The organism is Bradyrhizobium sp., assembly GCF_052389815.1.
Classification (GTDB): domain Bacteria; phylum Pseudomonadota; class Alphaproteobacteria; order Rhizobiales; family Xanthobacteraceae; genus Bradyrhizobium.
Genome location: NZ_JBQTHN010000030.1, coordinates 1 through 23,975 on the forward strand (window position 1 = coordinate 1; position 23,975 = coordinate 23,975).

Below are 23,975 nucleotides of genomic sequence, written 5' to 3' on the forward strand. Positions count from 1 at the left end.
ACCCCTATTTGTGTTTTGTTTTAACTGACGCGGCATGGGGGTCCACCTCACCCAGGGGAGAGGTCACCCGAGCCCGCCGGACGATCGATTCAACCAATCACCATCGCGCCCTAAAACGCGCCGGCACCTCAACTCGATCGCTTGGCTGGAGCCTTCAGCCGGAACGTCTCGAACTGCTTCGACCAGGAACGGTAGTAGGCGACGGCGGTCATGATCGCGAGACCTGCCGCACTCACGAGAAATTGGGAAAGCAGCGTCTCCGACGTCATTTCCAGCACGAAATGAGCAATGAAGGACAGGAAGACGCCGACGCAGAATACTTCAAGCGACTGTTGGCCGCATTTTATCAGAGGCGCCGCGATGCGCGATTTCAATCCCGGCCAATCCATCGGAAGAAAGCGAACCACCAACAACGCCAGAGCGGCCAAATCCAGCACTCGGTAAGGTGCCAGGTTGGTCTTGTCGTTCGGGTTGAACAGGTCGAGCAGCCAGCGCGGGAAGATGGCGCCTGCGCCTGGGATCAAACCGGACACGGTCATCACGAGCGCAAACACCAGGTACGCTCCACTCAGAACGAGAACGAGTCTCGACCGTACGATCGGAGCGAGCCTCGCGGCCCCTCCAAGCGCCAGCCAGCCGCCCAGGACGAACAGGAGCTGCCATGTGAAGGGGTTGAAGTACCAATCCCCGGAGGGATATGACGGCAAGTTCCAGTGAAACTGCCGCGCCAGGAAGTAGAGCAGTACGGATCCCGACATGATCCAGTCGGGATAGCCAAGCATCAGCCGAAGAACGAGAGGGAATGACGCCATCAGTACGATGTAAAGCGGCAAGACGTCCAGATTGAGCGGCTTGAACGTCAACACCAGCCCGTGTGTCAGGATTTCGACGGGACGATCCATCAGCCCGGCAACGTTGAACTGATCCATGAGATGGGGGATGTCAAAGTTGTGAGCGAAATAATGGACGGATGCGAGATAAACGACGAACAGAAAGACGTGAGCGACATAGAGTTGCCAGACTCGCCGAAAAAGTCTGGTGGCTCCGACAATGAAGCCGTTGTCGACCATGATCTTCGCGTAGACAAGCGCCGCGGTGTAGCCGGAAATGAACACGAATAGATCGGCTCCGTCGCTGAACCCGTAGTTCTTGATCGTGATCCATGCCATCGCGTTGTTCGGGATGTGACCCAGAAAGATCGCCCAGTTGGCGACGCCCCTGAACAGATCAAGGCGCAAATCGCGCGCCGGGGGCGGAAGATCGGCCCGTATCCTCAATTTGGTGTATCCCGGATAGTCTTGGTTCTGGTGCGTCGCCGGCTGCGCAACCCTTCATGCGGCCGCAGGCGCCGCCCGTCACGGCGGAATCGGCGCGGCTCACATCCGACCTCGCGTGCGGCCGACGATCATATCGGTCGGACTGGCCCGGCGGCGCAACGGACGGACCAGGGCCGCAACGGTGCCGGGCCAATCGACGCTGCTACTTGGCCATTTGCATCTTCGTGACCGTGATGCCGGCCGGAGCGCGTTCGGCCTCGAATTTCACCTTGTCGCCCACCTTCACCTGCTTCAGCATGGCCGGATCCTTGACGCGAAACACCATCGTCATCGGCTCGTCCATGTCGAGGCTCTTGATCGGAGCGTGCTTGAGCGTGATTTTTCCCGCAGCCTCGTCGATCTTCCTGACCTCGCCATCCACCATCGCCGCGTCTTGCGCGAATGCGAGCGTACCGGTCATGACCAAGGCGAATGCGGCGGCAATCGTCTGCTTCTTCATCGGCTTTCCTTCCGTGCACTGATGTTGGGCGGTCACTTCACGACCACCGTGCCGAGCATGCCGGACTCCCGGTGTCCCGGAATCAGGCATGCGAACTCGAATTCGCCGGCCTTGCTGAACTTCCAGACGATCTCGGCGGTCTTCTTCGGTGCGAGCCGCTTGCCGTTCGGATCGTCGTGCTCCATGTCGGGATTCTTCTTCATGGCCTCGGCGTGCTTGAGATTTTCCGCCGTCGTGGCAAGCAAGAATTCGTGATCCAGCTCGCCATTGTTGCGAAGCACGAACTTGACCTGCTCGCCCTTCTTCACCTCGACCCGGTTCGGCGTGAACAGCATCTTGCCGTCCTTCTCGGTCATCGTTACCTGCACGACCCTCGCCGGCTTCTTCGGGTTGCCCGGTTCGCCGGCCGAGAATGCTTCGTCGTGGCTGTGACTGTGCCCGGCCGGACCGGAGCCGGCCCATGCAGCAGCCGAAATGAGGCCTGCGGCGGCGAAAACCAGTACGCTCGATTTGAAGAGCTTCATCATTCAATCCTTTGCTGATGTGGATTCATTGTCGCGTTTGCGGTCGTGTCAGTGCTTCATGCCTTTCATGCCCTTCATTCCAGGCACGGCCTTCATGTCGCCGGCTTTCGGAGGACCTGCAGGTCCGCCACGGCGGACGGGCTCTGCCGCCGGCGCCTCGACTTCCCAGGCCACCGTACCCTTCGGAAACTGATAGGGGCCGGGGTCGCGGTAATCGTCGCGCGCCAACCCTTCGCGGATCTTCATCACCGTGAACATGCCGCCCATCTCGATCGGCCCGAACTGGCCTGTGCCCGTCATCATCGGCAGCGTGTTGTCGGGCGCCGGCATCTCCATGTCGCCCATCGCCATGCCGGTCTCGCCCATCACCATCGCGTCGGGCGCGAGCCGCCCGACTGCTTTCGCCAGATCCTTGCGCGACACGCCGATGAAGTTGCGAACCTCGTGGCCCATCGCATTCATGGTGTGGTGCGACTTGTGGCAGTGAAACGCCCAGTCGCCGGGGTTGTCGGCGAGAACGTCGAAGACCCGGACCGCGCCAACCGGCACATCGGTGGTCGTCTCCGGGTATTGCGCGGATTCCGGGATCCAGCCGCCGTCGGTCGAGGTCACCGCAAATTTGTGGCCGTGCAGGTGGATCGGATGGTTGGTCATGGTGAGGTTGCCGATGCGCACGCGCACGCGGTCGTTGAGCCGCACGGCCAGGGGGTCGATGCCGGGGAAGACCCGGCTGTTCCAGGTCCACATGTTGAAGTCTGTCATCTCGTTGACCTTTGGCAGGTAGGTGCCGGGGTCGATGAGGTAGGTACTCATGATGAAGACGAAGTCGCGATCCACCGGCCGGAACGACGGGTCGCGCGGGTGCACGACGATCATGCCCATCATGCCCATAGCCATCTGCACCATCTCGTCGGAATGCGGGTGGTACATGAAAGTTCCGCTGTGCTTCATCTCGAACTCGTAGACGAAGGTCTTGCCGGGCTTGATGTGCGGCTGGGTCAGTCCGCCGACGCCGTCCATGCCGGACGGCAGGAGCACGCCGTGCCAGTGCACGGTGGTGTATTCGGGCAGCTTGTTGGTGACGAAGATGCGGAGCTTGTCACCCTCGACCGCCTCGATGGTCGGCCCCGGCGACTGGCCGTTGTAGCCCCACAGGTTCACCTTCATGCCCTCGGCGAATTCGCGCACCACGGGCTCGGCGACGAGATGGAATTCCTTCCAGTCGCCGTTCATCCGCCACGGCAGCGTCCAGCCGTTGAGCGTCACGACGGGCCGATAGTCGGGTCCGCTCGTCGGATGCAGCGGCGGCTGCATCACTGCCTTGTCCATGGTGGGAGCTTCCGGAATGGCGGCGGCCTGCACTCTCCCGCTGACCGCGCTGGCACCGAGCAGCGCCGCGGTACCGAGAAATCCTCTGCGTGAATACATCGATGTCTCTCCGTATTTGTTTGAGCACGAACTTTTCGGAAAACCGCTTCACACTTTTCCGGATCGTGCTCTAGTGTCCGCCGCCGCTCGCCGGCGCGGCGGTGACCGAAGTTCCCGTAGCTACCCGCGCACCCGTTTCGCCGCCGATGACGGCGGCCTTGAGGTCGGATTGCGCCAGGAAGAATTCGCGCTTGGCGTCGATCGCCGCGCGCAACGAGGCGATGCGCTGCCGCGCCTCCGTCAGCAGCGCGAAGACGTCGATCTGCATGCTGGAGAAGCGCAGCTGCATCTCCTCGGTGATGATCTTGCGCAGCGGCAGGATCTCGCGCTGGAAGTGGCTGGCGATGTCCCAGGTCGAGCGGTAGACGCGATAGGCGTCGCGCGCTTCCGAGCGAACGTTGACGGCCCTCTCGGTGAGGCGGTTGAAGGCGTGGTTGTAGGTTTCCGTCGCCTGGCGGACCCGCACCTCGCCGCCGTCGAATATCGGAATCTGGAACGCTACGTCGAAGCCGCGCTCGCGGAACGGCGGGGCTTCCGGTTCGGTGGTGCGCTTGCTGATGCCGGCGAGGTCCAGCAAGGTGACGAAACGCGTGGCCTCGGCCAGATTGAGCGCCTTCGCCAGCGCCACCAGCTCCATGCGCGCGATCTGCAGGTCGACGCGGTGACCGACGGCGTCGACCTCGATGCCGGGCAGGGTCAGCGGGCGCCGCGGCAGTTCGGGAAGCCGGCTCGGCAGGCGGAAGGCGAGGCCCTCGTCCCACAGTCCCATCAGCCGCGCGAGCCGCTCGCGCGCGCTCGCCGCCTCCTGACGTGCGCTGGCAAGGTCGGCCGTGATCTCGGCGTAGAACACCTGCTCGCGCGCCTGGTCGAGCTTGTTCATCGAGCCGGTCTCGCCAAGTTGTTTGGCGAGCTGTGCGGTCGATTCGGCCGTCGACTTGGCATCGGTAAGAAGGCCGACCATGTCATTGGCGGCGACGCTGCGGAAATAGGCGCGCCGTACCTCGGCGGCGACCCGCAAGGTCTCGAGCGCCGCGCGCAATTGTGCCTGGCGGAAACGCTCGCGCGCGATGTCGGAGCGCAGCGGCAAGGTCGCCAGCGCCAGGATGTCGCCGACCACCTGGCGTTCGATCTCGACGGCGCCACCGCCGGTAATGCGCGAGATGGCGAAGGTCGGATTCGGCGGCAGGCTCTGCTCGACCAGCTCGGTTTCGGCCAGCGCCAGCACGTTGTAGGCCGCCTGCAGTCCCCTGTTGTTCAACAGCGCGACCTGCACGGCGGCGTCCGCGCTCAGGGTGCGGGCCAGCAGCTGGCGTATGGTGGCCTGCGCCCGCTCGGCATCCTCGCCGGTGCGGATAAAGGCGACGTCCTTGCCGAGGGTCTGTCCCGTGACGTCGGCGACGACGGACATTCCGGCGTCGGGCGAGAACGCCGCGCAGCCCGACAGGGCGAGCGCGGCCGCGAGCAGCAGCCCGCGCGGTGCATAGCGGATGCTCATCGCGATTCCCGTCCGCCGCGCGGTTTCGGCGTGACCTCTTCATTGCGCTCCCGCCAAAGCGTTGGCGCTACCGGCCGCAGGCTCGTGTAGGGTGCAATCGTCGAGCGGTAGCCGACACCGGGCACCGGCGCGGCTGCATCGGCCGGATCCCGCGCAGCGAGCTGCGTCGTCGTCGGATTGCAGCCCGCCAGCCAAATGGCGGCGGCCATGATTGCGCCCAGTGTGGCGCAACGCGCGCCGCGGCGCCCCTTCGCGGCATGCGCGGAGGTGAAACCTACCCCTAGTTGCGTAGACATTATCGGTCCCTGATTTGCCAATGAACCACAGGTACATACGCGCTCCCCGCGCGCCGCACCGCGTCGTTACGTCAGGTCAGGCGATGGGAGGTCGATAGAGTCGGGAAGGCGCCTTGTCCGGCAGGCGCCGGTAATTCTCGGCAACGCGAAGCGATTGCGGCTGCACGGACTTTCCGATCGACGGCAGGTCGGCGGCGATCGTCGACAGGCAAAGCATGGCGCAGCAGGGTCCTGTCGACGCCGTGCCGTCGTGCTCGTGATGGTGGGAACCGCCGGCTCCGGACCGATGATCTGCATGCGCATCGCCGTGCTGGTGCGCAGCATGATCGTGGTTATGCGCGGCGACGGCCGGCTTCAGGTCGCCGGAAAGCCACGGCGCAACGCTGCCCAGCGCCAGCGCCACACCGGGCGCGACCACGCAAAACAAATAGAGCAGGGCGACAAACCACCCCGCTCTGGCCCGTGTTTTCCCTGCCAATCGCGCGAACATCGATATGAATTTAGCGCCGATCCCGTGTTCCGCCAAGACCGAATGCGGCGGTGTCCCGTCATTTTCGAGACACGAAGAAATGAGCGGTGGACCGTGCGCGAGCCGGCGCGCATCAGCTGCCCGTCTGGTCCTCCGGCCGGGACCCGGAGAAGATTTGCCAGCTCGCCATGAACATCGCCGCGATCAGCGGGCCGATGACGAACCCGTTGGGACCGAACACCTTGAGGCCGCCGAGCGTGGAGATCAGCACCACGTAGTCCGGCAGCTTGGTGTCCTTGCCGACCAGGAACGGGCGCAGCAGATTGTCCACGAGGCCGATGACGAGCACGCCGTACAGGATCAGCGCGACGCCCTGCCAGACCGCGCCGCTGCTCAGCAGGTAGATCGCAACCGGTGCCCATACGAGGCCGGCGCCGACGGCCGGCACCAGCGACAGGAACATCATCAGCACGGCCCACAGCATCGCGGCGTGAATTCCGAGCAGCCAGAACGCGATGCCGCCCAGCGCGCCCTGTGCGATGGCGACCAGGATGCCGCCCTTGACGGTGGCGCGGACGATGGTGGCGAAGGTTGCGAACAGCGCGGTCTTCTGATTGGCGTGCAGCGGGATCGCCTCCTTGATGCGCTCGGCCAACGCGCCGCCGTCGCGCAACAGGAAGAACAGCAGGTACAGCATGATGCCGAGGCCGATCACGAAGTCGAACGTGTTGAGGCCGAAGCTGAGCGCCTGCGGGGCCAGGGCCTGTCCGCCTTTCAACAGACCCGATGCGAGGCGCTCGCGCAGCGTGGCGAGATCGGTGAGGTTGAACCGCTCGATCAGTCCGGTCGCCCATGCCGGCAGCGCGTCCAGCATCCGCTGCAGGTAGCTGCCGAGATCGTATTCCCCGGACTGGACCTTCGCGACGAGGCCTGAGGCTTCCTGGATCAGCGAAGCTGTGACCAACGCCAGCGGCAGGATGACGATCGCAATGATGATCAGCACGGTGACGGCGGCGGCAAGCCCGCGCCGGCCGCGCATCGGCGCCAGCAGGCTTCGCTGCACCGGCGCGAAAATGACCGCGATCACGACGGCCCAGAGCACGGCCGCGTAGAACGGCCACAGCACCCAGGCAAAAGCCAGGGTGACGCCGACGAGCAGCAACAGGAAAGCCTGATGTTCGATCTTTCGCACGGCCATCTCGGATTCTCGCCGGTCGTTTGCGGGTGTGCATAGCATAGTTGGTGTCGTTGCACGCCGGAATGATGGCGCTCGCGGACTGCCGGTTTGCTGCAGCCTTTCACGTTTGCCGCAGCATTGCACTGCGGGGTCGGAGCAAATTGCTCCGACACCTCCGCCGCATCTGCATGCCCAATATCGCGGCATTGTGGGTTGACCGCGGGCGGCTATCCGCTCAAGTTCCGCGAGCCGTGGTAATCTCTTCGCACTTCTCCCAAGTCACCGACCGCTTCGTTCCCGACTCGCGCCATGCGTGGGCGCGGCTGGTGCTGGCCGTGCTGATCGCCTCGATCGGCGCGGTCGGCATGTGGTCGGTGATGGTGGTGATGCCGGTGGTGCAGGCCGAGTTCGCCGCCACCCGCGGCGCGATCTCGCTCGCCGCCACCATGATCTTCTTCGGCTTCGGCCTCGGCGGCGTGATCACCGGCCGGATCACCGACCGTTTCGGCATCGTCAGGGCGATGGCGGTCAGCATCGTGTTCCTGGCGGCGTCCTACGTGCTGGCGGGACTGTCGACGGCGCTGTGGCAGTTCATCGCCGTCTCGTTCCTGATGGGGCTCGGCACGTCGGCCACCTTCGCGCCCCTGATGGCGGAGGCCTCGCACTGGTTCGAGCGCTATCGCGGCCTTGCGGTGACCATCGTCGCCAGCGGCAACTACATCGCCGGCGCCATCTGGCCGCCGCTGATCAACTGGGGCACGCAAGCTTTCGGCTGGCGCTCAACCCATTTCGCGATCGCCGCCATCTGCGCCGTGTCGATGACGGTGCTGCTGCTGGTGCTGCGCCAGGTCATGGGCCGCAGCGCCGCGCACGATCACGCCAACGCGCCGCCGCCGCGGGTGGATCTCAATCTCTCCACCAACACGCTGACGGTGCTGCTCAGCATCGCCAGCATCTCCTGCTGCGTGGCGATGTCGATGCCGCAGGTCCACATCGTGTCCTATTGCGGCGACCTCGGCTACGGCGTGGCGCGCGGCGCCGAAATGCTGTCGCTGATGATGGCGTTCGGCATCGTCAGCCGCATCGGCTCGGGGTTCATCGCCGACAGGTTCGGCGGCATGGTCACGCTGATGATCGGATCGGTGGCGCAGGCCGTCGCGCTGTTCTTCTACCTGTTCTTCACCAGCCTGCCGTCGCTTTATCTGATCTCGGCGATGTTCGGCCTGTTCCAGGGCGGCATCGTGCCGAGCTATGCCATCATCGTGCGCGAGACCATGCCGGCGGGCGAGGCGGCAACCCGTGTCGGCATCGTGATCTTCGCTTCCGTGCTCGGGATGTCGTTCGGCGGCTGGGTGTCCGGCGTCATCTTCGATCTCACCGGCTCGTATGCTGCGGCCTTCGCCAACGGCTTTGCCTGGAACCTGCTCAACATCGCGATCGTGCTGATGCTGTTGTTGCGCGGCCGGCAGCGGCTGGCGATGGCGTGAGGATCGGGCGCGTCAGGCCGCCTGCCCGGCCTTCACCAGCGAACACCCCGTGATCTTCAGGCTGCCGTCCGGCTGCTGCTCCAGCGTGTAGAGCGCTTCCCACGCCTGGCCCTCGTCGTCGACGATCTGGACGCGCTGCGCGACATGTCCGTCGGACACCCTGGCCTCGCCGAAATCGAAGCTGCGGTGGCGGTAGACCGGCGGATAGGCCTGCCGCACCATCTGCATGAAGATCTCGGCGTGCGGGAATATCTCGCGGATCGCGGGCGCGGCATGGGAGTAGGCGGCGGCCGCATCACCGCGGGCAAAGGCCTGCTCCTGGGCGCGGATCACGCTTTGCGCGGCCGCGACCTCGGCGGCGCGGGCGGGCAGCGCCAGCGAAAACAGGAGGGCGGTAAGCAGGACGACGGTGCGCATGGCGAGTGCTCCCGATGTGTTTGTCCCGGCAGATCGAGCCTTGCAAACTACACCGCCGCCGCCTTACCGGCAAATTCCGCCATGCCTTCCCGTTGAACCGTCAGTGCAGGAGGTCGAGGAACGGCGTGTCGTTGGCGCTGACGTAGAAGATGAGAACCTTCGTCATTTCGGTCGTGCTGCGGTTATGGCCGGTCATCGCCACCTGCGGCGGCTCGACCATGGCTTCGCCCGCCTTCACCGTGATCGGCGCGCGGCCATCGAGCTCGAGGGTGAAGGCGCCTTCGAGCACGTAGACCGTCACCGGAAAACGGTGGGTGTGATACACGGTCTTGTCGCCCGGCTTGAAGGTCGCCGTCATCACCCGCACGGTCTGCTTCTCGTCCCGGGGCAATCCCTCGACGACCTGCTGCAGCACCATATGGGGCTTTGCAATATTAGGTGCGGCGGCATTGTGGGGCTGCGCTGCCGCCGGGCACGCTGCGGCCAGGCTGACGAAAAGTGCTGCGCCGCGGGCGAGATGGTTTCGCATTGTTCTTCTCCTCAAAGACGTGCCGCGCTGGATTCGGCACGAAAAAGCCTAGGCGCCGCGGCAATGTTGCGGGAGCCGCAGGATTGCTGCTCCCGGCCACAGATGTGCATAATGGCTCCATGTTCGACTGGAACGACCTGAAATACTTTCTGGCCGTCGCCCGCCATGGCAGCACCATCGCCGCCGGCAAGGCGCTCGGCATCAGCCAGTCCACGGTGCACCGCCGGCTCGAGGAACTCGAGCGCAAGATCGGCCAGGCGCTGGTGACACGGCAGGCGAGCGGCTATCGCCTCACCGAATACGGCACCACGCTGCAGCCCTTTGCCGAACGGATCGAGGCTGCCGTCGAGGACTTTTCGCGGCGCGCCACCGACATCGAGCAGGACATGAAGGGCGTGATCCGTGTCACCTGTCCGGAGCCGATCATCGCGCGCATGACGCAGTCGGGCCTGATCGAGCGCTTCCATCCGCGCCACCCGCATCTGCGGGTCGAGTTCGTCACCAGCGACCGCTATCTCGACTTGTCGAAGGGCGAGGTGGACGTCGCCTTCCGCTCCGGCGATACCGATGACGAACTGATCGGCCGCAAGATCGCCGATTCGATCTGGGCGGTCTATGCGAGCAAGGCCTATGTCGAGCGCCACGGCAGGCCGGAGCGCGTCGAGGATCTTCCGCGCCATCCGCTCGTAGGCTTTGACGAGTCGCTTGCTAATCACCGCGCGGCCAAATGGCTCAAGGAGGTCGCACCGGACGGCAAGATGTCGGTGCGCAGCAACAGCGTGCTCGGGCTGGTCTCGGCGGTGAAATCCGGCGCCGGCATTGGTCCGCTGCCGACCGCGCTCGGCGATGCCGAGCCGGAGCTGGTTCGCGTGCTCGGGCCCGTACCGGAGCTGGCGCGAAGCTGGCGTCTGCTCACTCATCCCGACATCCGCCGCGTGCCGCGCATCGCCGCATTCTTCGACTACATCGTCGAGCAGCGTGAAGCGCTCAAATCGATCCTGACGGGGTAAGCGCTACCTGAGCACCCCGCCAAAGCAGGCGCGTAGCGCATTGACGCAAGTTGTGTGGCCGATCCGCATTCAGCGCGGGCGGTCATTCGGTCGCGGCCGGTTGCTTGCGCCGGCAAATGGGATTGTAATCGGGCCAATCAGCCGGGAAGCTCAACAAACGAAATTCCGGAGCAGGGAATGACCGAGGAAGCCAGGACTCATTACGAGGCGATCGTGGTCGGCGCCGGTGTCGCCGGCATCTATCAGATCAAGCGGCTGGTCGAGCTCGGCATCGACGCCACCGTGCTCGATTCCGCCGCCGATCTCGGCGGAACCTGGTACTGGAACCGCTATCCCGGTTGCCGCTTCGATTCAGAGAGCTACACCTACGGCTATTCGTTCTCGCGGGAATTGCTCGACGAATGGCACTGGAAGGAGCGCTTCTCCAGCCAGCCGGAGAATTTGCGCTATCTCAATTACGTCGCCGACAAGTTCGACCTGCGCCGGCACATGCAGTTCAACTGCGCGGTCGAATCGGCGCATTTCGACGAGGCGAACGATCTTTGGCGGTTGAACATCAGCGACGGCCGCGAGCTGACCTGTCGCTTCGTCGTGCTCGCCATCGGCCTGCTCTCGGCGCCAACCATGCCGAGACTTCCGGGCCTCGACCGCTTCAAGGGTCGTTCTTTCCACACCTATTACTGGCCGCACGAGCCGGTGGAGATCAAGGGCAAGAAGGTCGCCGTGATCGGCACTGGCGCCACGGCGATCCAGATCATCGGCGAGATCGCCGACAAGGTCGATGAGCTGACTGTGTTCCAGCGCCGGCCGAACTGGAGCGCGCCGCTCAACAACAGCCCGATCTCGGAAAAGGAGATGGCCGACATCCGCGCGCGCTATGATGAGATTTTTGCGGCCTGCGCCCGCACGCCGGGAGGTTTCGAGCATGAGCCCGACCGTCGCGGCTTCTACGAGGTCTCGCGCGAGGACCGGCTGAAGCTGTGGGACAAGCTCTACGACGAGCCTGGCTTTGGCATCTGGCTCGCCAATTTCCGCGAGATCTTCATGGACGAGGCGGCTAATGCCGAATTCTCCGAATATATCGCCGATCGCATCCGGCGCCGGGTCAAGGACCCTGAAGTGGCGGAGACGCTGATCCCGCGCGACCACGGTTTTGGTATTCAGCGCGTGCCGCTCGAGACCAATTATCTCGAAGCCTATAACCGCCACAACGTGCATCTCGTCGACATCAGCAAGACGCCGATCGAGGAGATCACCGAAAAGGGCATACGCACCTCGGCGCGCGACTACGAGTTCGACATCATTGTCTACGCCACCGGCTTCGATGCCATCACCGGCGCCTACGACCGCATCGATATCCGCGGCATCGGCGGCGAAAGGCTGTTCGACAAATGGAGGGATGGCCCGTCGACCTTCCTCGGCATGCTCGCGCAGGGTTTTCCGAACCTGTTGATGCCGACCGGCCCGCAAAGCGCATCCGCGACGACGAATTTCCCTCGCGGCATCGAGACCGGCGTCAACTGGTGCACGGAGTTGATGCGCTACATGTGGTCGCGGGGCGCCACCCGCGCCGATCCGACCCGCGCGGCGGAGGAACGGTGGACCGCGCATGTCACCAAGATGTACGAGATCATGCTGATGCGAAAAGCCAGGGGCTGGTTCACAGGCTACAATTCCAACGTCGACGGCCACGAGGCCGGCAAGGTGCGCTACTTCGTCTACAACGGCGGCACGCCAAAATATGTCGGCATCATCAACGACGTCGCCGCCAAGGGGTATCAGGAGATCGAGTTCAGCTTCGGCGCGCGCGCCAAGGCTCCGCCGGTGGCGGCGAGCGCGCGAGCCTAACCTTCCGCCACCGCATCGCCCCAGGGCTGCGCGCTTTCGGTCGCGCCGGAATTTTGCTCGCCCTGCCGCATCGTCACGCTCGGGCAGGCGAACTTCATCGGGAAGGTCTGAATGCGCGCCTGTTCGTAATCGAAGCGCGAGCGCAAGCCTTCGTGCACCGGCGCGGGCAGGCGCACGTCGCCGATCACGGTCGCGCCTTCGCTGGCATCGATGCGCGGATGGTGGATCGCGGCGTCGAGGTCCATGCCGAAATCCATGGCGAAGGAGATGAGCTGCGTCACCGCCGGCAGGATGCGGCGGCCGCCGGAGGCGCCGACCGCGAGGCGCCGTCCGTCGGAGGTTTCCGCCACCACCGGCGTGTAGTTGGTCAGGCAGCGCTTGCCGGCGGCAAGCGAGTTCGGCACGCCAGGCGTCGGATCGAACCACATGACGCCGTTGTTCATGGTGATGCCGGTCGAGGGCGTGACGAACTTCGAGCCGAAGGTCGAGAGCAAGGTCTGCGTCACCGCGGCCATGTTGCCCTCCTTGTCGACGACCGAGAAATGCGTAGTGCAGGCCGGTGCCAGATGCTCGGCGCCGAGCGCGCGGCGGCCGTCGGTATCGCCCATGTCAGAGAGGCGTTCGCGATAGGCCGCCTGCAGCGCCAGCGCGTATTCGGTGTAGGCCGCTGCATCCGGCGCGCGGCCGGGCGACCACTTCTCCAGACGGCGCAGGGTGGAGGCCAGCGTGGGACCTGCGGTGAGCTCCGGCGTCGCAAACACCTTGCCGCCGCGATAGGGGATGGCGAGCGGCTCGCGATGGTAGGCACGGAACGCGGCGAGGTCCTCGACCGAGAGCGCGCCACCCGCCGCCTTGATGTCGGCGGCCATGCTGCGCGCGATCTCGCCTTCGTAGAAATCGCGCGGGCCGCGTGCGGCAAGCTGCTCCAGCGTCGCCTGCAACTTGTCCTGCGGCAACCGCACGACGGACTTGATGCCCCATTGCGCGTTCGGCGGCAGGCCGTCCTGCAAATAGGCGGCGGCGCTTGCGGGATAGCGCCGCAGGTCGACCGCGCAACTCGCGATCATCAGCGTGGTCCACCAATCCACAAGCAGGCCTTCGCCCGCGAGCCTGGCGCCGGGTGCGACCAGCTCTTTCCACGGCATCCTGGCATGGCGGCGATGCGCCTCCTCCATGCCGGCGACGACGCCGGGCACCGCGATCGAGCCGGGGCCGTGCAAATTGCGGTCGTCCTTTACCCGCGGCCAGGGGAAGATGTCGGAGGCCGCACCTCCCGTGAGCGGATAATCTTCTACGCGCAGGCTGTTCGGCGAGCGCATGCCGTAGTCGATCACCTCGTAGCGGTTTTCCCTGGCGCGATAGAGCACCATGGCGCCGCCGCCGCCGATGCCGCTCATCCAGGGCTCCAGCGTGCCGAGCGCAAAGGTGGTGGCGACGACGGCATCGACGCAATCGCCGCCGGCCGCGAGCACGGCCGCGCCGACCTCCGCCGCGCGCCGCGACTGCGAGGCGACGATGCCGCCCCTGGAGCTGACCGCGGGTTTGCGGATCTGTTGCGAGTTGGAGAACTGGTCGGCCATGGTGGTTCCTTGCTGGTTTCTTGTTATTGCGCTGCCGCCCGCCGCTCCGGCGTAAACCGAACCGGCAGCTTGCGGATCGCGTGCACGAAATTGTTCGGCGCGACGTCGATGCCGCCGGCGTATTCGATGTCCGGCAGTCGCGACAGCAATTGCCGGTAGACTTCTTCCAGCTGCAGCTGCGCCACGCGCTTGCCGATGCAGACATGCGGGCCGAAGCCGAAGGCGATGTTCTTCGCGGCATTGGCGCGGCGGATGTCGAGGCGATCGGGGTCGGGGAACACGGCGGGGTCGCGGTTGGCCGCGGAGAAATACATGATCACCTTTTCGCCTTCGGCGATCTTCTGGCCGCCGACCTCGGTATCCGCCGTCGCGGTGCGCCGCATGTAGATCACGGGGCTGACCATGCGGATCAATTCGTCCACGGCGTTCGGCAGCAGCGACATGTCCGCCATCAACGACCGTCTCTGGTCGGGAAATTCGGTCAGCAGCTTCATCGAGCCGGAGATCGTGTTGCGCGTGGTGTCGTTGCCGGCGAACACGATCAGCAGCCACGAGCCGTCGAGATATTCGTTGCGCAATAGCTCGCCGTCGAGCGTGGCGCGCGCGATCGCGCTCATCAGGTCGGGCTTCGGATCGGCGCGGCGCTTCTGCAGCATGTGCTGGCCGTATTCGAACATCTCGGCGACGTTCTCGTTGAAGGCCTTGACGAACTTCATCAGCTCCGGCGTCAGCTGTGGCTCCTTGCGCTGCTTGGCCGTGATGTAGCCGGCGACTTCCAGATAATGCATCCAGGTGATGAATTTCGGCCGGTCGGATTGCGGCACGCCGAGGATCTCGCACAGCGTGAACAGCGGCAGCTGCGCGGAGAGCCTCTCGACCAGGTCGCATTCACCCAAATGCGCCATGTCGTCGATCAGCCGCGTGGTCTCGGCCGCGACCTTCTCCCTCAGGGCGGCGAGGTAGGCCGGCGTGAAGTGGGGCATGTGCTCCTTGCGCAGCTGCAAATGCCAGGGCGCATCCATGTTGATCATGGCATCGACCGAGGCGCGGAACAGCAGCGGATGCCGGCTTTCCTTCGGGCCGTAGGTCATGAGGATGCCGCCCTTCTGTGACGAGAAGGTTTTGGGGTCGCCGTCGACGCGCATCACGTCCTCGTAGCGCGTCAGCGCCCAGAAGCCGGGGCCGTTGCTTCCCTCGCGCTGCCACGACATCGGCGCCTGCGCGCGCAAGCGCGCGAACATCTCATAGGGCTGGCCGCCGGTGAAATTTTCGGACTCCGTGAGGATGTCCTGGTCGATCTCGGGATACACTTTCGGGAAAACGGGGCCGGGCGGCGGCGGGGCAGGCAGGGTTTCGCTCAGCAGAAGCATTGGGCAATTGCTCCGAATAGCTCCTCCCATCGGAGCTTGACGCAAGTCTTGTGTTTGATCGAACACTAGTATGCCCGGAAATGAAGTCAAAGCCCGCGCAAAATGGCGCATTGGCGCTTGCGCGCAGGGAATGGCACAGTCGCGCAAATGACGCCGCAAGGGAGAAGAACATGGCCGGAGTGAAGCAGGGCAGGGACGGCGCCGTCGGCATCCTCACGCTGAACGAGCCCGAGAGCCTGAATGCGATGACGCCCGATCTGCTGGGTGCGCTCGCATCCGCCATTGCCGGGATGACGGCCGATCCCGCGGTCCGCGCGCTGGTGCTCACCGGCGAGGGACGCGGCTTCTGTTCGGGGCAGAATTTGAAAGCTGCGGAAGCGCTCGGCCAGGACATCGTCACCGGGGTGATGAAGTTCTATTGGCCGACCTTCAAGGCGCTGCGGGAATGCCGCGTGCCGATCGTGGTCGCCGTCAATGGCGTTGCGGCCGGCGGCGGCTTCAGCCTCGCCATGGCCGGCGACATGATCGTCGCGGCGCGCTCGGCGAGCTTCATCCAGGTGTTCAGCCGCATCGGCCTCGTCCCCGATCTCGGCTCGACCTGGCTGCTGCCGCGCCTGATCGGCCGCCAGCGCGCGCTCGAGCTGATGCTGTTCAATGAGCCGCTGTCCGCGGAACGCGCGAAAGAATGGGGCCTGGTGCGCGAGGTCGTCGACGACGGCGCGCTGATGGATGCGGCAATGAAGCTCGCCCAGCGCCTCGCGCATGGCCCGACCCGCGCATTGGTCGCCACCCGCGGGCTTCTGGAAGAGAGCGAGCACGCCAGCTACGCCGCGCAGTTTCGGCGCGAGATCGAGGTGCAGTCCGAGGTGCGCCAGAGCGCCGATGCGCTGGAAGGGCGGGCGGCATTCGTGGAGAAGCGGAAGGCGAGCTTCAGCGGGAGGTAAACCGGACTATAGCCGCAAATTCACTGTCGTCCCGGACAAGCGAGCCAACGGGTCGCGCGAATGCGCGCCCGATGACAGGCTCCGCGAGCGCCGAGCCGGGACCCATAACCACAGGAAGTCATTTTGCGAAGGCTGGAGCTCCAGCCTGCTCCAACAATTGCGCCCTGTGGTTATGGATCCGGCGTTCCAGGCCGTGTAAAAACCCGCGCATCGCGATTCGCGCTAGAATCTAATTCTATCGCGAGTGGGAAGAGAAGATCGAATACATCGCGAACGCCAGACAAAATCGCTCGCATAGCATTCTGTTCTATCGAAGCTCGCGGTCTTTGAGTTTTTACACGGCCTGCTTCGCCGGGACGACAGCGGTGGTGGATCGCTACCTCAACCCCCTTACCGTCAGCACAATCGCATCCGCGCCTGCCTTGCGATCCACCGATTCGTCAAGCGGCTGCGACGGCACGTTGCCTATGCGCGCGCGTCTGCTCGGTCTCCATCGACTGCCGGAGCTCGATCAGCGATCGGCGCAAATTGGTCTTGACGGTGCCGGTCGGCATACCCAGAGCCCTGCCGAGGTTGTCGCGGCTCTGCTCGCGGAAATAGGCGAGCAGGATCAAGTCGCGCTTGGCCGGATCCATTCTTCGGATGGCGGCAAACGCGATGGCGCGGCGCTGCGCCATGTCGATCTCCTCGGCCGGATCGGGCGTCGAGGCTTCGATGCGCGCGCTCTCGTCGCAGAATTCCACCGTTTCGAGCTTCTGCTTGCGCAAGCTGTCGATGGCGCAGTGCCGGACGATGCTCGCCATCCAGGAGATCGGCGAGGCGAGCCGGACATCGTAGGAGGCGGCGTTGCGCCAGATGCGGACATAGACCTCCTGCACGATGTCTTCGGCGGCGGCGCGGTCGCGCAGGATGCGCAAGGCAACGCCGAACAGCTTGCGGCTGGTGAGGCCGTACAGCCTGGCGAAGGCGGCCTTGTCGCCGGATGCGACTTCGGCAAGCAGTGTGGCAAGGCCGTCCTTGTCACGGTCTCCGCGGATCGCTGGCTTCATGATTTGCCCCCGGCTTTCACGCTCGATTGCCCGCGACGGGCTTCAAGCTCTGCGGCCAAGTACAGGCCGGGCCGCAGAATTGTTTCAGCGCGGCCGGATATTTCTTCGTGAAGGCGATCGCGGGATTTTCCTGAAACTTTTCCGGATTGATCCGTATCTACGGGGCCCCTATACCCGGACCGGGGCTTCCGGGGATCGGGGCGGCAGGTGTTGAACGGCGAACTCGCAACCACGCTCGAGAAGGTCGCAGGTGGAGACCGGGTTGCGTTCCGAAGCCTGTATCTGGCGGTCGGACCGAGATTATTCAGCATCTGCAAGCGGTTGATGAGGGACCACGCGAGCGCCGAGGATGCCCTGCAGGACGTCATGGTGCGGATCTGGGAGAAGTCTCCCCTGTTCGACCGGACCAGAGGGGACGCCATGGCCTGGATGGTCGCCCTGGCGCGCAGCGTGATCTTCAATCGCCTCGCCAGAAAGCCGGCGCCGGCGCTGTCGCTGAGCGAGCCGGAGGTCGCCGGCATCGTCGGACGGCTGTCGGCAGGCGGAGACCCGTCGCTGGCGCCCGATTTGCGGCGCTGTCTCGGCGGCCTCAACGACCAGCATCGCCGCTGCATCGTGATGGCCTATCATTATGGGCTGAGTTACGAAGAACTTTCGGCGCTTTCCGCCGTACCTCTTGGAACGGTGAAGACCTGGATACACCGCGCGATCGGGCAGTTGCAGGCATGTCTGAACCAGTAGAGCCCGACGACACCATCGCAGCCGAGTACGCGCTGGGCCTGCTGCGCGGCGAAGCTCGCGTGCAGTTTTCCGCGCGGCTCGAATCCGAGGACGGCCTGCGCACGTCCGTCGCCTACTGGCAGGAAGTGTTCGCCGGCCTCGATGCGGCCGGGCAGGCCGATGACGCGCCGGCAGCCGGCACGTTCGACGGCATCCTGGCACGCATCGACGCCGAGGGGCTGCAACTGCCGGGCACGCGCACCCGGCGCGCCGAGGGTGCGAGCTGGTTCAGCCTCGGGCCGGGCCTCGTGGCGCGCGTGCTGCACACCGATCGCGCTTCCAACCGGCAGTCGCTGCTGATCCGGATGTCGCCGGGCGCGGACTACAAGGCGCACGCCCATGACGTCGAGGAAACGACCTTCGTCGTCGAGGGCGATCTTGCCTTCGGCGATCTCGAGCTCGGACCCGGCGACTATCACATCGCGGCTGCGCAGACGCGCCATCCGCCGGGGCGCACCACCGGCGGCTGCGTCGTCCTGGTGACGACCAGCCTCTCGGCCTGACCTCGCTTTCGCGGCGAGCGAAAAGCCCGCGCCAATGCGGGGCGTGCGCGGACCATGCCCGGCCCGGATGCAAAAAGCCCCGGCTTATCCGCTGTCCTTATTGCCGGTCGTTCGCTACATTCCGCTCATGTCGGACGACAAGCGGGATCCCTCACTGCCGGCGGAATATGCGCTCGGACTGCTCCGTGGCGGCCAGCGTGCCGCCGTGGAAGCCGATCGCGGATTGCGCAAGGACGCCGAAGGCTGGCAGGCGAAACTCGTGGCGCTCGATGCCGCCGACAGCGAGCCGGTGCCGGAGGGTTCGTTCGAAAAGATCCTCGCCCGCATCGACGAGGCGGGCATGCAGCTGCCGGGCACCGCGACGCAGCGCGCCACCGATGCCGAATGGCAGCAGCATTCCGAAGGCATCGTCTTCCGCGTGCTGAAGGTGGACGAAGCTCGCCGGCGGCAGACGCTGCTGGTCAAGATGCAGCCGGGCGCGGTCTACAAGTCGCATGCGCATGACGTCGAGGAAGAGTGCCTCGTCATCGAGGGCGACCTCAGCTACGGCGACTTCGTGCTGCGCGCCGGCGACTATCACCTCGCAAGGGCCGGCACGCATCATCCGATCGGTACCACGGCCGCAGGCTGCCTGCTGCACGTCGTGGTCGGGATGGAGATTTGAGTTTCGCACGCGAGTAAGGCGAAACTGATCCCTCAACTCGTCATGCCCGGGCTTCTCCCGGGCATCCACGTCCTTGCTGACAGCAGAAAGAAAAGAACGTGGATGGCCGGGACAAGCCCGGCCATGACGCAGCAAATGACTACGTTCAGCCCGCCCCCAGCGAGCGCGCGATGATGTTGCGCTGGATCTCCGAGGTGCCTTCGCCGATGAGGTAGACCAGCGCGTCGCGATGGAAGCGGCCGGCCGGATACTCCCGCATGATGCCGGCGCCGCCGAGGATGCGGATCGCCTGCTCGGTCACCCGCACCGCCATCTCGCTCGCGATCAGCTTGACCTTGGAGGCGGTAGCCAGATCGATCGTGCCCTGATCGACGCGCCAGGCGCCGTAATAGACGAACCATTTCGCCGCCTCGATCTCCGCGGCCATGTCGGCGAGCTTGTGGGCGATCGCCTGATATTCCAGGATCGGCTTGCCGCGCACGATCCGCGTCCTGGCAAAATCCAGCGCCGCGTCGAACGCGCCGCGCGCCATGCCGATGCAGTTGGCGGAAACGCCGACGCGGTTCTCGGCCAGCGACTCCCGCACGATGCGGTAGGTTCCGGTCTCGCCGCCGAGCAGGCAGTCGTCGGGCACGAAGGCATCCTCGATGTAGATCAGGCCGGTCTCCGAGGAGCGGATGCCTTCCTTGTCGAGCTTGCTGATAAGGAAACCCGGATTGGGCAGCTCGACGATGAACAGGCTGATCGCGTCGGCCGAATGGTCGGGCTTGGTGCGCGCGGCGAGCATCAGGAAGTCGGCCATCGGCGCGTTGGTGATGTAGAGCTTCGAGCCGTTGAGGCGCCAGCCGCCGCTCACCTTGTCCGCCCGCGTCCGCATGTTGCGGATATCCGAGCCGCCGTCGGGCTCGGACAGGCCGAAGCCGCCGATCTTCTCGCCGGCAAGGCCGGGGACGAAGAACCGCGCCTTCTGCTGCGGCGTGCCGGCGCGCCAGATCGGCCACAGCGCCAGATGCGTGTGCGCCGACCAGGAGGCGGAGAAGGACTGGCACACCCGGCTCATCTCCTCGCGCACGATGCAGTCGCTGACCTTGTCGAAGCCGGAGCCGCCGTCCGCCTCCGGATAGCGTACGCCGAGCAGGCCGAGCTCCGCCCATTTGCGAAACAGCTCCCTGGGAAACGCCTCGTTCTCCTCGGCGTCCTTGACCAGTGGCGCCATCTCTTCAGTGGCGAAGCGTGCGATGGTCTCGCGCACCTGTTCCTGCTGCGGCGTGAACTCGAAATTCATGTGGCATTTCCTTCGGATGTTTTTCGGCGTCTCGGCAGCCTATCCGATCGCTGCCGGCCGGTCGCTGCGCCAGATCAAGTCAGATCACCTTGCAGGGCTGTTGCCCATACAGCGGAAGCGGTGCGGGCAGCAGGGCCGAGGATGCGCTCGCCGTCGACGGTCAGCCGGCCCAGATGGCGATGCCGCCTACCTCGTCGATATGCGCCAGCGGCACGCGGCCGGTGTCGCCGGCGGCCACGCAAAATCAGGGCTGACGCAAGCGGCCCGCGAGCGTGCCCGGATCCCATTCGATGATCGCGCCGGCATGGTCGATCTGGTCGACGCCGAGGATTTCGCTGCCGGCATTGTTCGGCTTCACTCCGACATCGAGGTTGGAGGTGATTGAAACCTTGTTGCCTGAGGGATCGAAGACCTCGAATTCGACCTCCATGCCCGACTTGATGATGATTCCGCCGCCGCCTGTAGTGCCGGAAGCGGATCCGCCGACGGGCGTCAGGTCGAAATTCGATTCCACGCTGTTGGTGACCACTGAAAGTTCAGCTCCGGTATCGACCATCCATTCAACGTTCACCGCTACGGGATTGCCGTGCTTCATGCCCTTGGCTTGCCCGCTTTGATGCGGCCTGCGTTCAGCGGTGTTCCAGCTGGGCGGTCCGAGATTGTCCGGCATGCGCAGAGTCCTAGAAAAGGTCGAAGCCGATCGGCTCGAAATAGACCATCCGGCCCGGAAACTCCTCCTTGGCGCGCCGCAGCAATTTATGAATGCTGTTTGAGACGCGACGCCGCTCGGCGACATACCCGACGATCTGAAGGCGGTACTCCTGCCGGGCCGGAGATTCGCCGCTGCCGATTTCCTGATCGAACAGCACCTTCTGCTGCAGCAGGTCGGACATCTGCTTGTCGGTCATACGGTTCTTGGCGACCTCGGAAGAAAGCCAGTTGCGAAATTCCTCGTCCGTCATTGTCGCGACCTTTTCCTGGCCGGCTTCGACGTCCGCCGTTTGGCGGCCTTCGAGGCGGCTTTCTCCTTCCGTGGAGTTGCCTTCTTCCTTGAAGCTTTCTTCCTTGCGGCTTTCTTTTTCGCACCTTTCTTCTCGCCTGACTTCGTCGTCTTGATGAGCTTCGGGACACGGGTCTGCCGATTGGCTGGCGCGGCTGCCGCCGATGGCGGGCCGATCATCGAAGCAAGCTCCTTGTCGTCGGGCCACGCGGCATAGGCGCAGAACATGCCGTCGTCGCGGAAATAGGGGGTGACGGCATCGATCCGCGCGGCCAGCCGTTCGGCCGTCTGCCGCGTAGCAGCGTCGGTCTTGATGCGGCCCTGCAGGATATCGTCAGTTATGTTGGCGGCGAATCCCATGGCGTCTGCCGTGAAGGGAAGGCTGCGCTGCGACAATTCGCGAACGAACCATGGGATTAGGTCTCGTTCGAGCGGCGCACCTCGAGCCATGCGCCGACATTGCTCTGTCCACAATACGATCCCGTCGGGAATCCACTTGAACCAGTTTGCGACGTTTCGGGTCCAGTCGTGCATCATGCTGAACCGGTTGCCCTTCAGCAACAGGACCGACGCTACCGCGGCTCCCATTGGGGAGAGCGATTTTTGCGACAGCACGAGTTCGGCGCGGCGCTTTGCGTTCAGAACGCCTTTGTCCAGCGAGGTTGCAGCCTCCGTGGCGTCAAGCGCACGCAATCGGTCCCAAGCGATCGCGACATCGCCGGCGGGGCCGGGGCTGGCAGGGGAAATATAGGCTGCGAAGCGAATGAACCGCCCGCCGTTCTTCTCACTGTCGATTTCCAATTGGTACAATGTGTCGTTGCTGTCAAACGGCAGGACGCAACCCAGCTTTCGCCCGGTCAGATCGACGACGGTCAGCAGATGGCCGATGCGGTCGTGTGGTGGCTTGATACGAACGTGAAGCTGAACCCGATGAATCGCCGCATCCTGATGAGCGGACTGCTTGATTTCGATTGCCCGCCAGCCCTGGGTTTCACCGCCCGAGAGCCTGCTCACACGAAGCCTGTCCATCCATGGAATGGTAATGGCTTCGGACCCGAAAACATCGTCATGGAGGCGCTGGTAATTCTCGTCCTTCGTGGCGCCGGACGGAAGCGGAGCAACGGGGCGAACCGGTGCTCCGTAGCGTGAGCGTGCATCGAACCAGGCGCCCCGAGGCACGACCGGCTTCGTCCCGGTTGCGGGGCGTGCCGACGATTCGACCCAAACCCTGCTCGCGCGGCTTGTCCCGCCTCCAGGCTCACCGGCATCGGACGTCGATTCGATGAATATCTCCTCGATCATCGGACTCGCCGGCGGCAGTGGCGGCGCTCTCGCGACTTCGGCCAGGTCGATGGGATTGCCGGCATCCGGCGAAGACACATCGGCCCGCACGATCTGGATGAGGCTTTCGTTCGCGTTCTTGATCAGCGCGGCAACGCGGCCCTTGATGTAACTTGCAAGCGGGTTGATCGCGATCGCATCGACCGTTCCTTTGCGGCGAACCGCGATTGGCGCTTCGTCGAGCGGCGGATCGGGCTTGACACGCAATCCCTCGAGCAGGGCCTGGCCGAACAGGGAAAGACTGCCCGGCCTGATGGGCGAATAGGCCTGAAGGCCGGAGGCCGTCGCGGATAACACGCCCTGTTCGTGATGCGGGTTGATCGCGCTGGGGAGATTGTCGTTCAGGATCGGCGCACCCACGACGTTTCGTCCGCGCAATTTGTCGACGTCGTTGCGACAGCCATCGAAGAGAAGGACGTGTGAACGTACTCCGGCAAGGTAGGGAAGGCTGTCGATCAAATTGCGCGTACCGATGGACTCGTTCAGCGGTTGGACCGGCGGCCGAAGATAATCGCTCGGCAGCAGGAACTGGTGCAACTGTCGAAGTTCCATGCCGTGTCCGCTGAAGAAGAAAAGGCTTCGGCCAGACGCGGTTGACGCCGGCTGCTGTTGCATCTCCGCATACCACCGCTCGATCGCGGTCTTGCAGTTAAGGTAGGTTGCCTCCTGCGCCCATGCGCAAACAGCGGCGTCGCAACCCGCGAGTTCGTCGACGGCACTGCCGTTGCCGGCTTTTTGCGGTGAAAGGAGGAGTCTGGCCCGCGCAACGGGCAGGCCAGCCAGGGTGTAACCGTCGCGGAGCCAGTCGAAGAAGCGATAGGCAGTCAACGCCGAGGCCGGAAGCTGCTTCAGGCCATAGGTCTCGGCGGCTGGTGTCTCGCCTCCCTCGAGGTGAGGGTAGCGGCTAACGCCGATGATGAGCGCAAACACACCCGGTGTGCCCGGCGTCCACTCCCGGTTGATCCAAAGACCCTGTTCGTTGTCGTCGGGCTGAAGTGCCATG

General features: G+C 64.6%; 24 protein-coding genes. 7 read left to right on the forward strand and 17 right to left on the reverse strand.

The window, feature by feature from the left end; genetic code table 11:
* Nucleotides 1-128 precede the first annotated feature (128 nt).
* The 8 genes from ACT4OC_RS06525 to ACT4OC_RS06560 all read right to left on the reverse strand — a co-directional run bounded on the left by ACT4OC_RS06525 (nucleotide 129) and on the right by ACT4OC_RS06560 (nucleotide 7,180).
* A complete protein-coding gene (locus ACT4OC_RS06525) occupies nucleotides 129-1,277 on the reverse strand; it encodes an OpgC domain-containing protein (protein WP_444838146.1) in 1,149 nt (382 codons plus the stop codon).
* A 202-nt stretch (nucleotides 1,278-1,479) separates the two neighbouring features.
* The gene (locus ACT4OC_RS06530; RefSeq protein ID WP_444838147.1) at nucleotides 1,480-1,776 is read right to left on the reverse strand and encodes a copper-binding protein; all 297 of its coding nucleotides are present in this window, start codon (nucleotides 1,774-1,776) and stop codon (nucleotides 1,480-1,482) included.
* Between the two features lie 32 nt (nucleotides 1,777-1,808).
* Nucleotides 1,809-2,300 (reverse strand): cupredoxin domain-containing protein, encoded by a 492-nt coding sequence (locus tag ACT4OC_RS06535; protein WP_444838148.1) that lies wholly within the window; start codon nucleotides 2,298-2,300, stop codon nucleotides 1,809-1,811.
* Nucleotides 2,301-2,348: 48 nt separating this feature from the next.
* Nucleotides 2,349-3,728 carry a multicopper oxidase domain-containing protein gene (locus tag ACT4OC_RS06540; protein WP_444838149.1) on the reverse strand — a complete coding sequence of 460 codons (1,380 nt, stop codon included), beginning with the start codon at nucleotides 3,726-3,728 and terminating at the stop codon, nucleotides 2,349-2,351.
* A 70-nt stretch (nucleotides 3,729-3,798) separates the two neighbouring features.
* A complete protein-coding gene (locus tag ACT4OC_RS06545; protein ID WP_444838150.1) occupies nucleotides 3,799-5,223 on the reverse strand; it encodes a TolC family protein in 1,425 nt (474 codons plus the stop codon).
* A complete protein-coding gene (locus ACT4OC_RS06550; RefSeq protein WP_444838151.1) occupies nucleotides 5,220-5,432 on the reverse strand; it encodes a hypothetical protein in 213 nt (70 codons plus the stop codon). Before ACT4OC_RS06550 ends, ACT4OC_RS06545 begins: the two co-directional genes overlap by 4 nt.
* 163 nt (nucleotides 5,433-5,595) lie before the next feature.
* Nucleotides 5,596-5,997 (reverse strand): hypothetical protein, encoded by a 402-nt coding sequence (locus ACT4OC_RS06555; protein ID WP_444838152.1) that lies wholly within the window; start codon nucleotides 5,995-5,997, stop codon nucleotides 5,596-5,598.
* Nucleotides 5,998-6,121: 124 nt separating this feature from the next.
* Nucleotides 6,122-7,180: an AI-2E family transporter gene (locus ACT4OC_RS06560; protein WP_444838153.1), complete on the reverse strand. Its 1,059-nt coding sequence runs from the start codon at nucleotides 7,178-7,180 to the stop codon at nucleotides 6,122-6,124.
* 173 nt (nucleotides 7,181-7,353) lie between these two features.
* On the opposite strand from ACT4OC_RS06560, the gene ACT4OC_RS06565 reads away from it, so the two are divergent.
* On the forward strand, nucleotides 7,354-8,652 hold the full coding sequence (locus ACT4OC_RS06565) for an MFS transporter (protein ID WP_444838283.1): 1,299 nt from the start codon (nucleotides 7,354-7,356) through the stop codon (nucleotides 8,650-8,652).
* Nucleotides 8,653-8,664: 12 nt separating this feature from the next.
* Here ACT4OC_RS06565 and ACT4OC_RS06570 read toward each other — a convergent pair whose 3' ends face one another.
* Together ACT4OC_RS06570 and ACT4OC_RS06575 are read right to left on the reverse strand one after the other, a co-directional pair.
* On the reverse strand, nucleotides 8,665-9,069 hold the full coding sequence (locus tag ACT4OC_RS06570; protein ID WP_444838154.1) for a DUF4864 domain-containing protein: 405 nt from the start codon (nucleotides 9,067-9,069) through the stop codon (nucleotides 8,665-8,667).
* Between the two features lie 100 nt (nucleotides 9,070-9,169).
* Entirely contained in the window at nucleotides 9,170-9,598 is a 429-nt protein-coding gene (locus ACT4OC_RS06575; RefSeq protein WP_444838155.1) for a cupin domain-containing protein, read from the reverse strand.
* 119 nt (nucleotides 9,599-9,717) lie between these two features.
* On the opposite strand from ACT4OC_RS06575, the gene ACT4OC_RS06580 reads away from it, so the two are divergent.
* Together ACT4OC_RS06580 and ACT4OC_RS06585 are read left to right on the forward strand one after the other, a co-directional pair.
* Nucleotides 9,718-10,608 carry a LysR family transcriptional regulator gene (locus tag ACT4OC_RS06580; RefSeq protein WP_444838156.1) on the forward strand — a complete coding sequence of 297 codons (891 nt, stop codon included), beginning with the start codon at nucleotides 9,718-9,720 and terminating at the stop codon, nucleotides 10,606-10,608.
* 177 nt (nucleotides 10,609-10,785) lie between these two features.
* The gene (locus ACT4OC_RS06585) at nucleotides 10,786-12,456 is read left to right on the forward strand and encodes a flavin-containing monooxygenase (RefSeq protein WP_444838157.1); all 1,671 of its coding nucleotides are present in this window, start codon (nucleotides 10,786-10,788) and stop codon (nucleotides 12,454-12,456) included.
* Here the strand turns inward: ACT4OC_RS06585 and ACT4OC_RS06590 are convergent.
* Together ACT4OC_RS06590 and ACT4OC_RS06595 are read right to left on the reverse strand one after the other, a co-directional pair.
* Nucleotides 12,453-14,036 (reverse strand): gamma-glutamyltransferase family protein, encoded by a 1,584-nt coding sequence (locus tag ACT4OC_RS06590; protein WP_444838158.1) that lies wholly within the window; start codon nucleotides 14,034-14,036, stop codon nucleotides 12,453-12,455. The two genes, ACT4OC_RS06585 and ACT4OC_RS06590, sit on opposite strands and share 4 nt — an antisense overlap.
* A 23-nt stretch (nucleotides 14,037-14,059) precedes the next feature.
* Nucleotides 14,060-15,406, reverse strand: a complete 1,347-nt coding sequence (locus tag ACT4OC_RS06595; RefSeq protein WP_444838159.1) for a cytochrome P450 — start codon at nucleotides 15,404-15,406, stop codon at nucleotides 14,060-14,062.
* Between the two features lie 170 nt (nucleotides 15,407-15,576).
* Between ACT4OC_RS06595 and ACT4OC_RS06600 the strand changes: the two genes are divergently transcribed.
* Entirely contained in the window at nucleotides 15,577-16,350 is a 774-nt protein-coding gene (locus ACT4OC_RS06600; RefSeq protein WP_444838160.1) for an enoyl-CoA hydratase-related protein, read from the forward strand.
* Nucleotides 16,351-16,790: 440 nt separating this feature from the next.
* Here ACT4OC_RS06600 and ACT4OC_RS06605 read toward each other — a convergent pair whose 3' ends face one another.
* Nucleotides 16,791-17,399: an RNA polymerase sigma factor gene (locus tag ACT4OC_RS06605; protein ID WP_444838161.1), complete on the reverse strand. Its 609-nt coding sequence runs from the start codon at nucleotides 17,397-17,399 to the stop codon at nucleotides 16,791-16,793.
* A 210-nt stretch (nucleotides 17,400-17,609) separates the two neighbouring features.
* Here ACT4OC_RS06605 and ACT4OC_RS06610 point away from each other — a divergent pair, with 210 nt between their 5' ends.
* The 3 genes from ACT4OC_RS06610 to ACT4OC_RS06620 all read left to right on the forward strand — a co-directional run bounded on the left by ACT4OC_RS06610 (nucleotide 17,610) and on the right by ACT4OC_RS06620 (nucleotide 19,346).
* Entirely contained in the window at nucleotides 17,610-18,140 is a 531-nt protein-coding gene (locus tag ACT4OC_RS06610) for a sigma-70 family RNA polymerase sigma factor (protein WP_444838162.1), read from the forward strand.
* Entirely contained in the window at nucleotides 18,125-18,682 is a 558-nt protein-coding gene (locus ACT4OC_RS06615) for a cupin domain-containing protein (protein WP_444838163.1), read from the forward strand. The genes ACT4OC_RS06610 and ACT4OC_RS06615 overlap by 16 nt, the downstream gene beginning before the upstream one ends.
* A gap of 127 nt (nucleotides 18,683-18,809) precedes the next feature.
* Nucleotides 18,810-19,346, forward strand: coding sequence for a cupin domain-containing protein (locus tag ACT4OC_RS06620; RefSeq protein ID WP_444838164.1), 537 nt, complete (start codon nucleotides 18,810-18,812; stop codon nucleotides 19,344-19,346).
* Between the two features lie 145 nt (nucleotides 19,347-19,491).
* Here the strand turns inward: ACT4OC_RS06620 and ACT4OC_RS06625 are convergent, their stop codons facing one another.
* The 4 genes from ACT4OC_RS06625 to ACT4OC_RS06640 all read right to left on the reverse strand — a co-directional run bounded on the left by ACT4OC_RS06625 (nucleotide 19,492) and on the right by ACT4OC_RS06640 (nucleotide 23,974).
* Entirely contained in the window at nucleotides 19,492-20,631 is a 1,140-nt protein-coding gene (locus ACT4OC_RS06625; RefSeq protein WP_444838165.1) for an acyl-CoA dehydrogenase family protein, read from the reverse strand.
* 244 nt (nucleotides 20,632-20,875) lie between these two features.
* Nucleotides 20,876-21,301: a hypothetical protein gene (locus ACT4OC_RS06630; protein ID WP_444838166.1), complete on the reverse strand. Its 426-nt coding sequence runs from the start codon at nucleotides 21,299-21,301 to the stop codon at nucleotides 20,876-20,878.
* A 10-nt stretch (nucleotides 21,302-21,311) separates the two neighbouring features.
* Nucleotides 21,312-21,593: a hypothetical protein gene (locus tag ACT4OC_RS06635; RefSeq protein WP_444838167.1), complete on the reverse strand. Its 282-nt coding sequence runs from the start codon at nucleotides 21,591-21,593 to the stop codon at nucleotides 21,312-21,314.
* Nucleotides 21,590-23,974: a caspase family protein gene (locus ACT4OC_RS06640; protein WP_444838168.1), complete on the reverse strand. Its 2,385-nt coding sequence runs from the start codon at nucleotides 23,972-23,974 to the stop codon at nucleotides 21,590-21,592. The genes ACT4OC_RS06635 and ACT4OC_RS06640 overlap by 4 nt, the downstream gene beginning before the upstream one ends.
* Between the last annotated feature and the right edge of the window lies 1 nt (nucleotide 23,975).

Excerpts from the sequence above, each read along its gene's own strand:
- ACT4OC_RS06530 (WP_444838147.1), bottom strand. The coding sequence starts at position 1,776 with ATGAAGAAGCAGACGATTGCCGCCGCATTCGCCTTGGTCATGACCGGT.
- ACT4OC_RS06535 (WP_444838148.1), bottom strand. The coding sequence starts at position 2,300 with ATGAAGCTCTTCAAATCGAGCGTACTGGTTTTCGCCGCCGCAGGCCTC.
- ACT4OC_RS06540 (WP_444838149.1), bottom strand. The coding sequence starts at position 3,728 with ATGTATTCACGCAGAGGATTTCTCGGTACCGCGGCGCTGCTCGGTGCC.
- ACT4OC_RS06545 (WP_444838150.1), bottom strand. The coding sequence starts at position 5,223 with ATGAGCATCCGCTATGCACCGCGCGGGCTGCTGCTCGCGGCCGCGCTC.
- ACT4OC_RS06550 (WP_444838151.1), bottom strand. The coding sequence starts at position 5,432 with ATGGCCGCCGCCATTTGGCTGGCGGGCTGCAATCCGACGACGACGCAG.
- ACT4OC_RS06565 (WP_444838283.1), top strand. The coding sequence starts at position 7,354 with ATGCCCAATATCGCGGCATTGTGGGTTGACCGCGGGCGGCTATCCGCT.
- ACT4OC_RS06570 (WP_444838154.1), bottom strand. The coding sequence starts at position 9,069 with ATGCGCACCGTCGTCCTGCTTACCGCCCTCCTGTTTTCGCTGGCGCTG.
- ACT4OC_RS06575 (WP_444838155.1), bottom strand. The coding sequence starts at position 9,598 with ATGCGAAACCATCTCGCCCGCGGCGCAGCACTTTTCGTCAGCCTGGCC.
- ACT4OC_RS06580 (WP_444838156.1), top strand. The coding sequence starts at position 9,718 with ATGTTCGACTGGAACGACCTGAAATACTTTCTGGCCGTCGCCCGCCAT.
- ACT4OC_RS06585 (WP_444838157.1), top strand. The coding sequence starts at position 10,786 with ATGACCGAGGAAGCCAGGACTCATTACGAGGCGATCGTGGTCGGCGCC.
- ACT4OC_RS06590 (WP_444838158.1), bottom strand. The coding sequence starts at position 14,036 with ATGGCCGACCAGTTCTCCAACTCGCAACAGATCCGCAAACCCGCGGTC.
- ACT4OC_RS06595 (WP_444838159.1), bottom strand. The coding sequence starts at position 15,406 with ATGCTTCTGCTGAGCGAAACCCTGCCTGCCCCGCCGCCGCCCGGCCCC.
- ACT4OC_RS06600 (WP_444838160.1), top strand. The coding sequence starts at position 15,577 with ATGGCCGGAGTGAAGCAGGGCAGGGACGGCGCCGTCGGCATCCTCACG.
- ACT4OC_RS06605 (WP_444838161.1), bottom strand. The coding sequence starts at position 17,399 with ATGAAGCCAGCGATCCGCGGAGACCGTGACAAGGACGGCCTTGCCACA.
- ACT4OC_RS06615 (WP_444838163.1), top strand. The coding sequence starts at position 18,125 with ATGTCTGAACCAGTAGAGCCCGACGACACCATCGCAGCCGAGTACGCG.
- ACT4OC_RS06620 (WP_444838164.1), top strand. The coding sequence starts at position 18,810 with ATGTCGGACGACAAGCGGGATCCCTCACTGCCGGCGGAATATGCGCTC.
- ACT4OC_RS06625 (WP_444838165.1), bottom strand. The coding sequence starts at position 20,631 with ATGAATTTCGAGTTCACGCCGCAGCAGGAACAGGTGCGCGAGACCATC.
- ACT4OC_RS06630 (WP_444838166.1), bottom strand. The coding sequence starts at position 21,301 with ATGCCGGACAATCTCGGACCGCCCAGCTGGAACACCGCTGAACGCAGG.
- ACT4OC_RS06635 (WP_444838167.1), bottom strand. The coding sequence starts at position 21,593 with ATGACGGACGAGGAATTTCGCAACTGGCTTTCTTCCGAGGTCGCCAAG.
- ACT4OC_RS06640 (WP_444838168.1), bottom strand. The coding sequence starts at position 23,974 with ATGGCACTTCAGCCCGACGACAACGAACAGGGTCTTTGGATCAACCGG.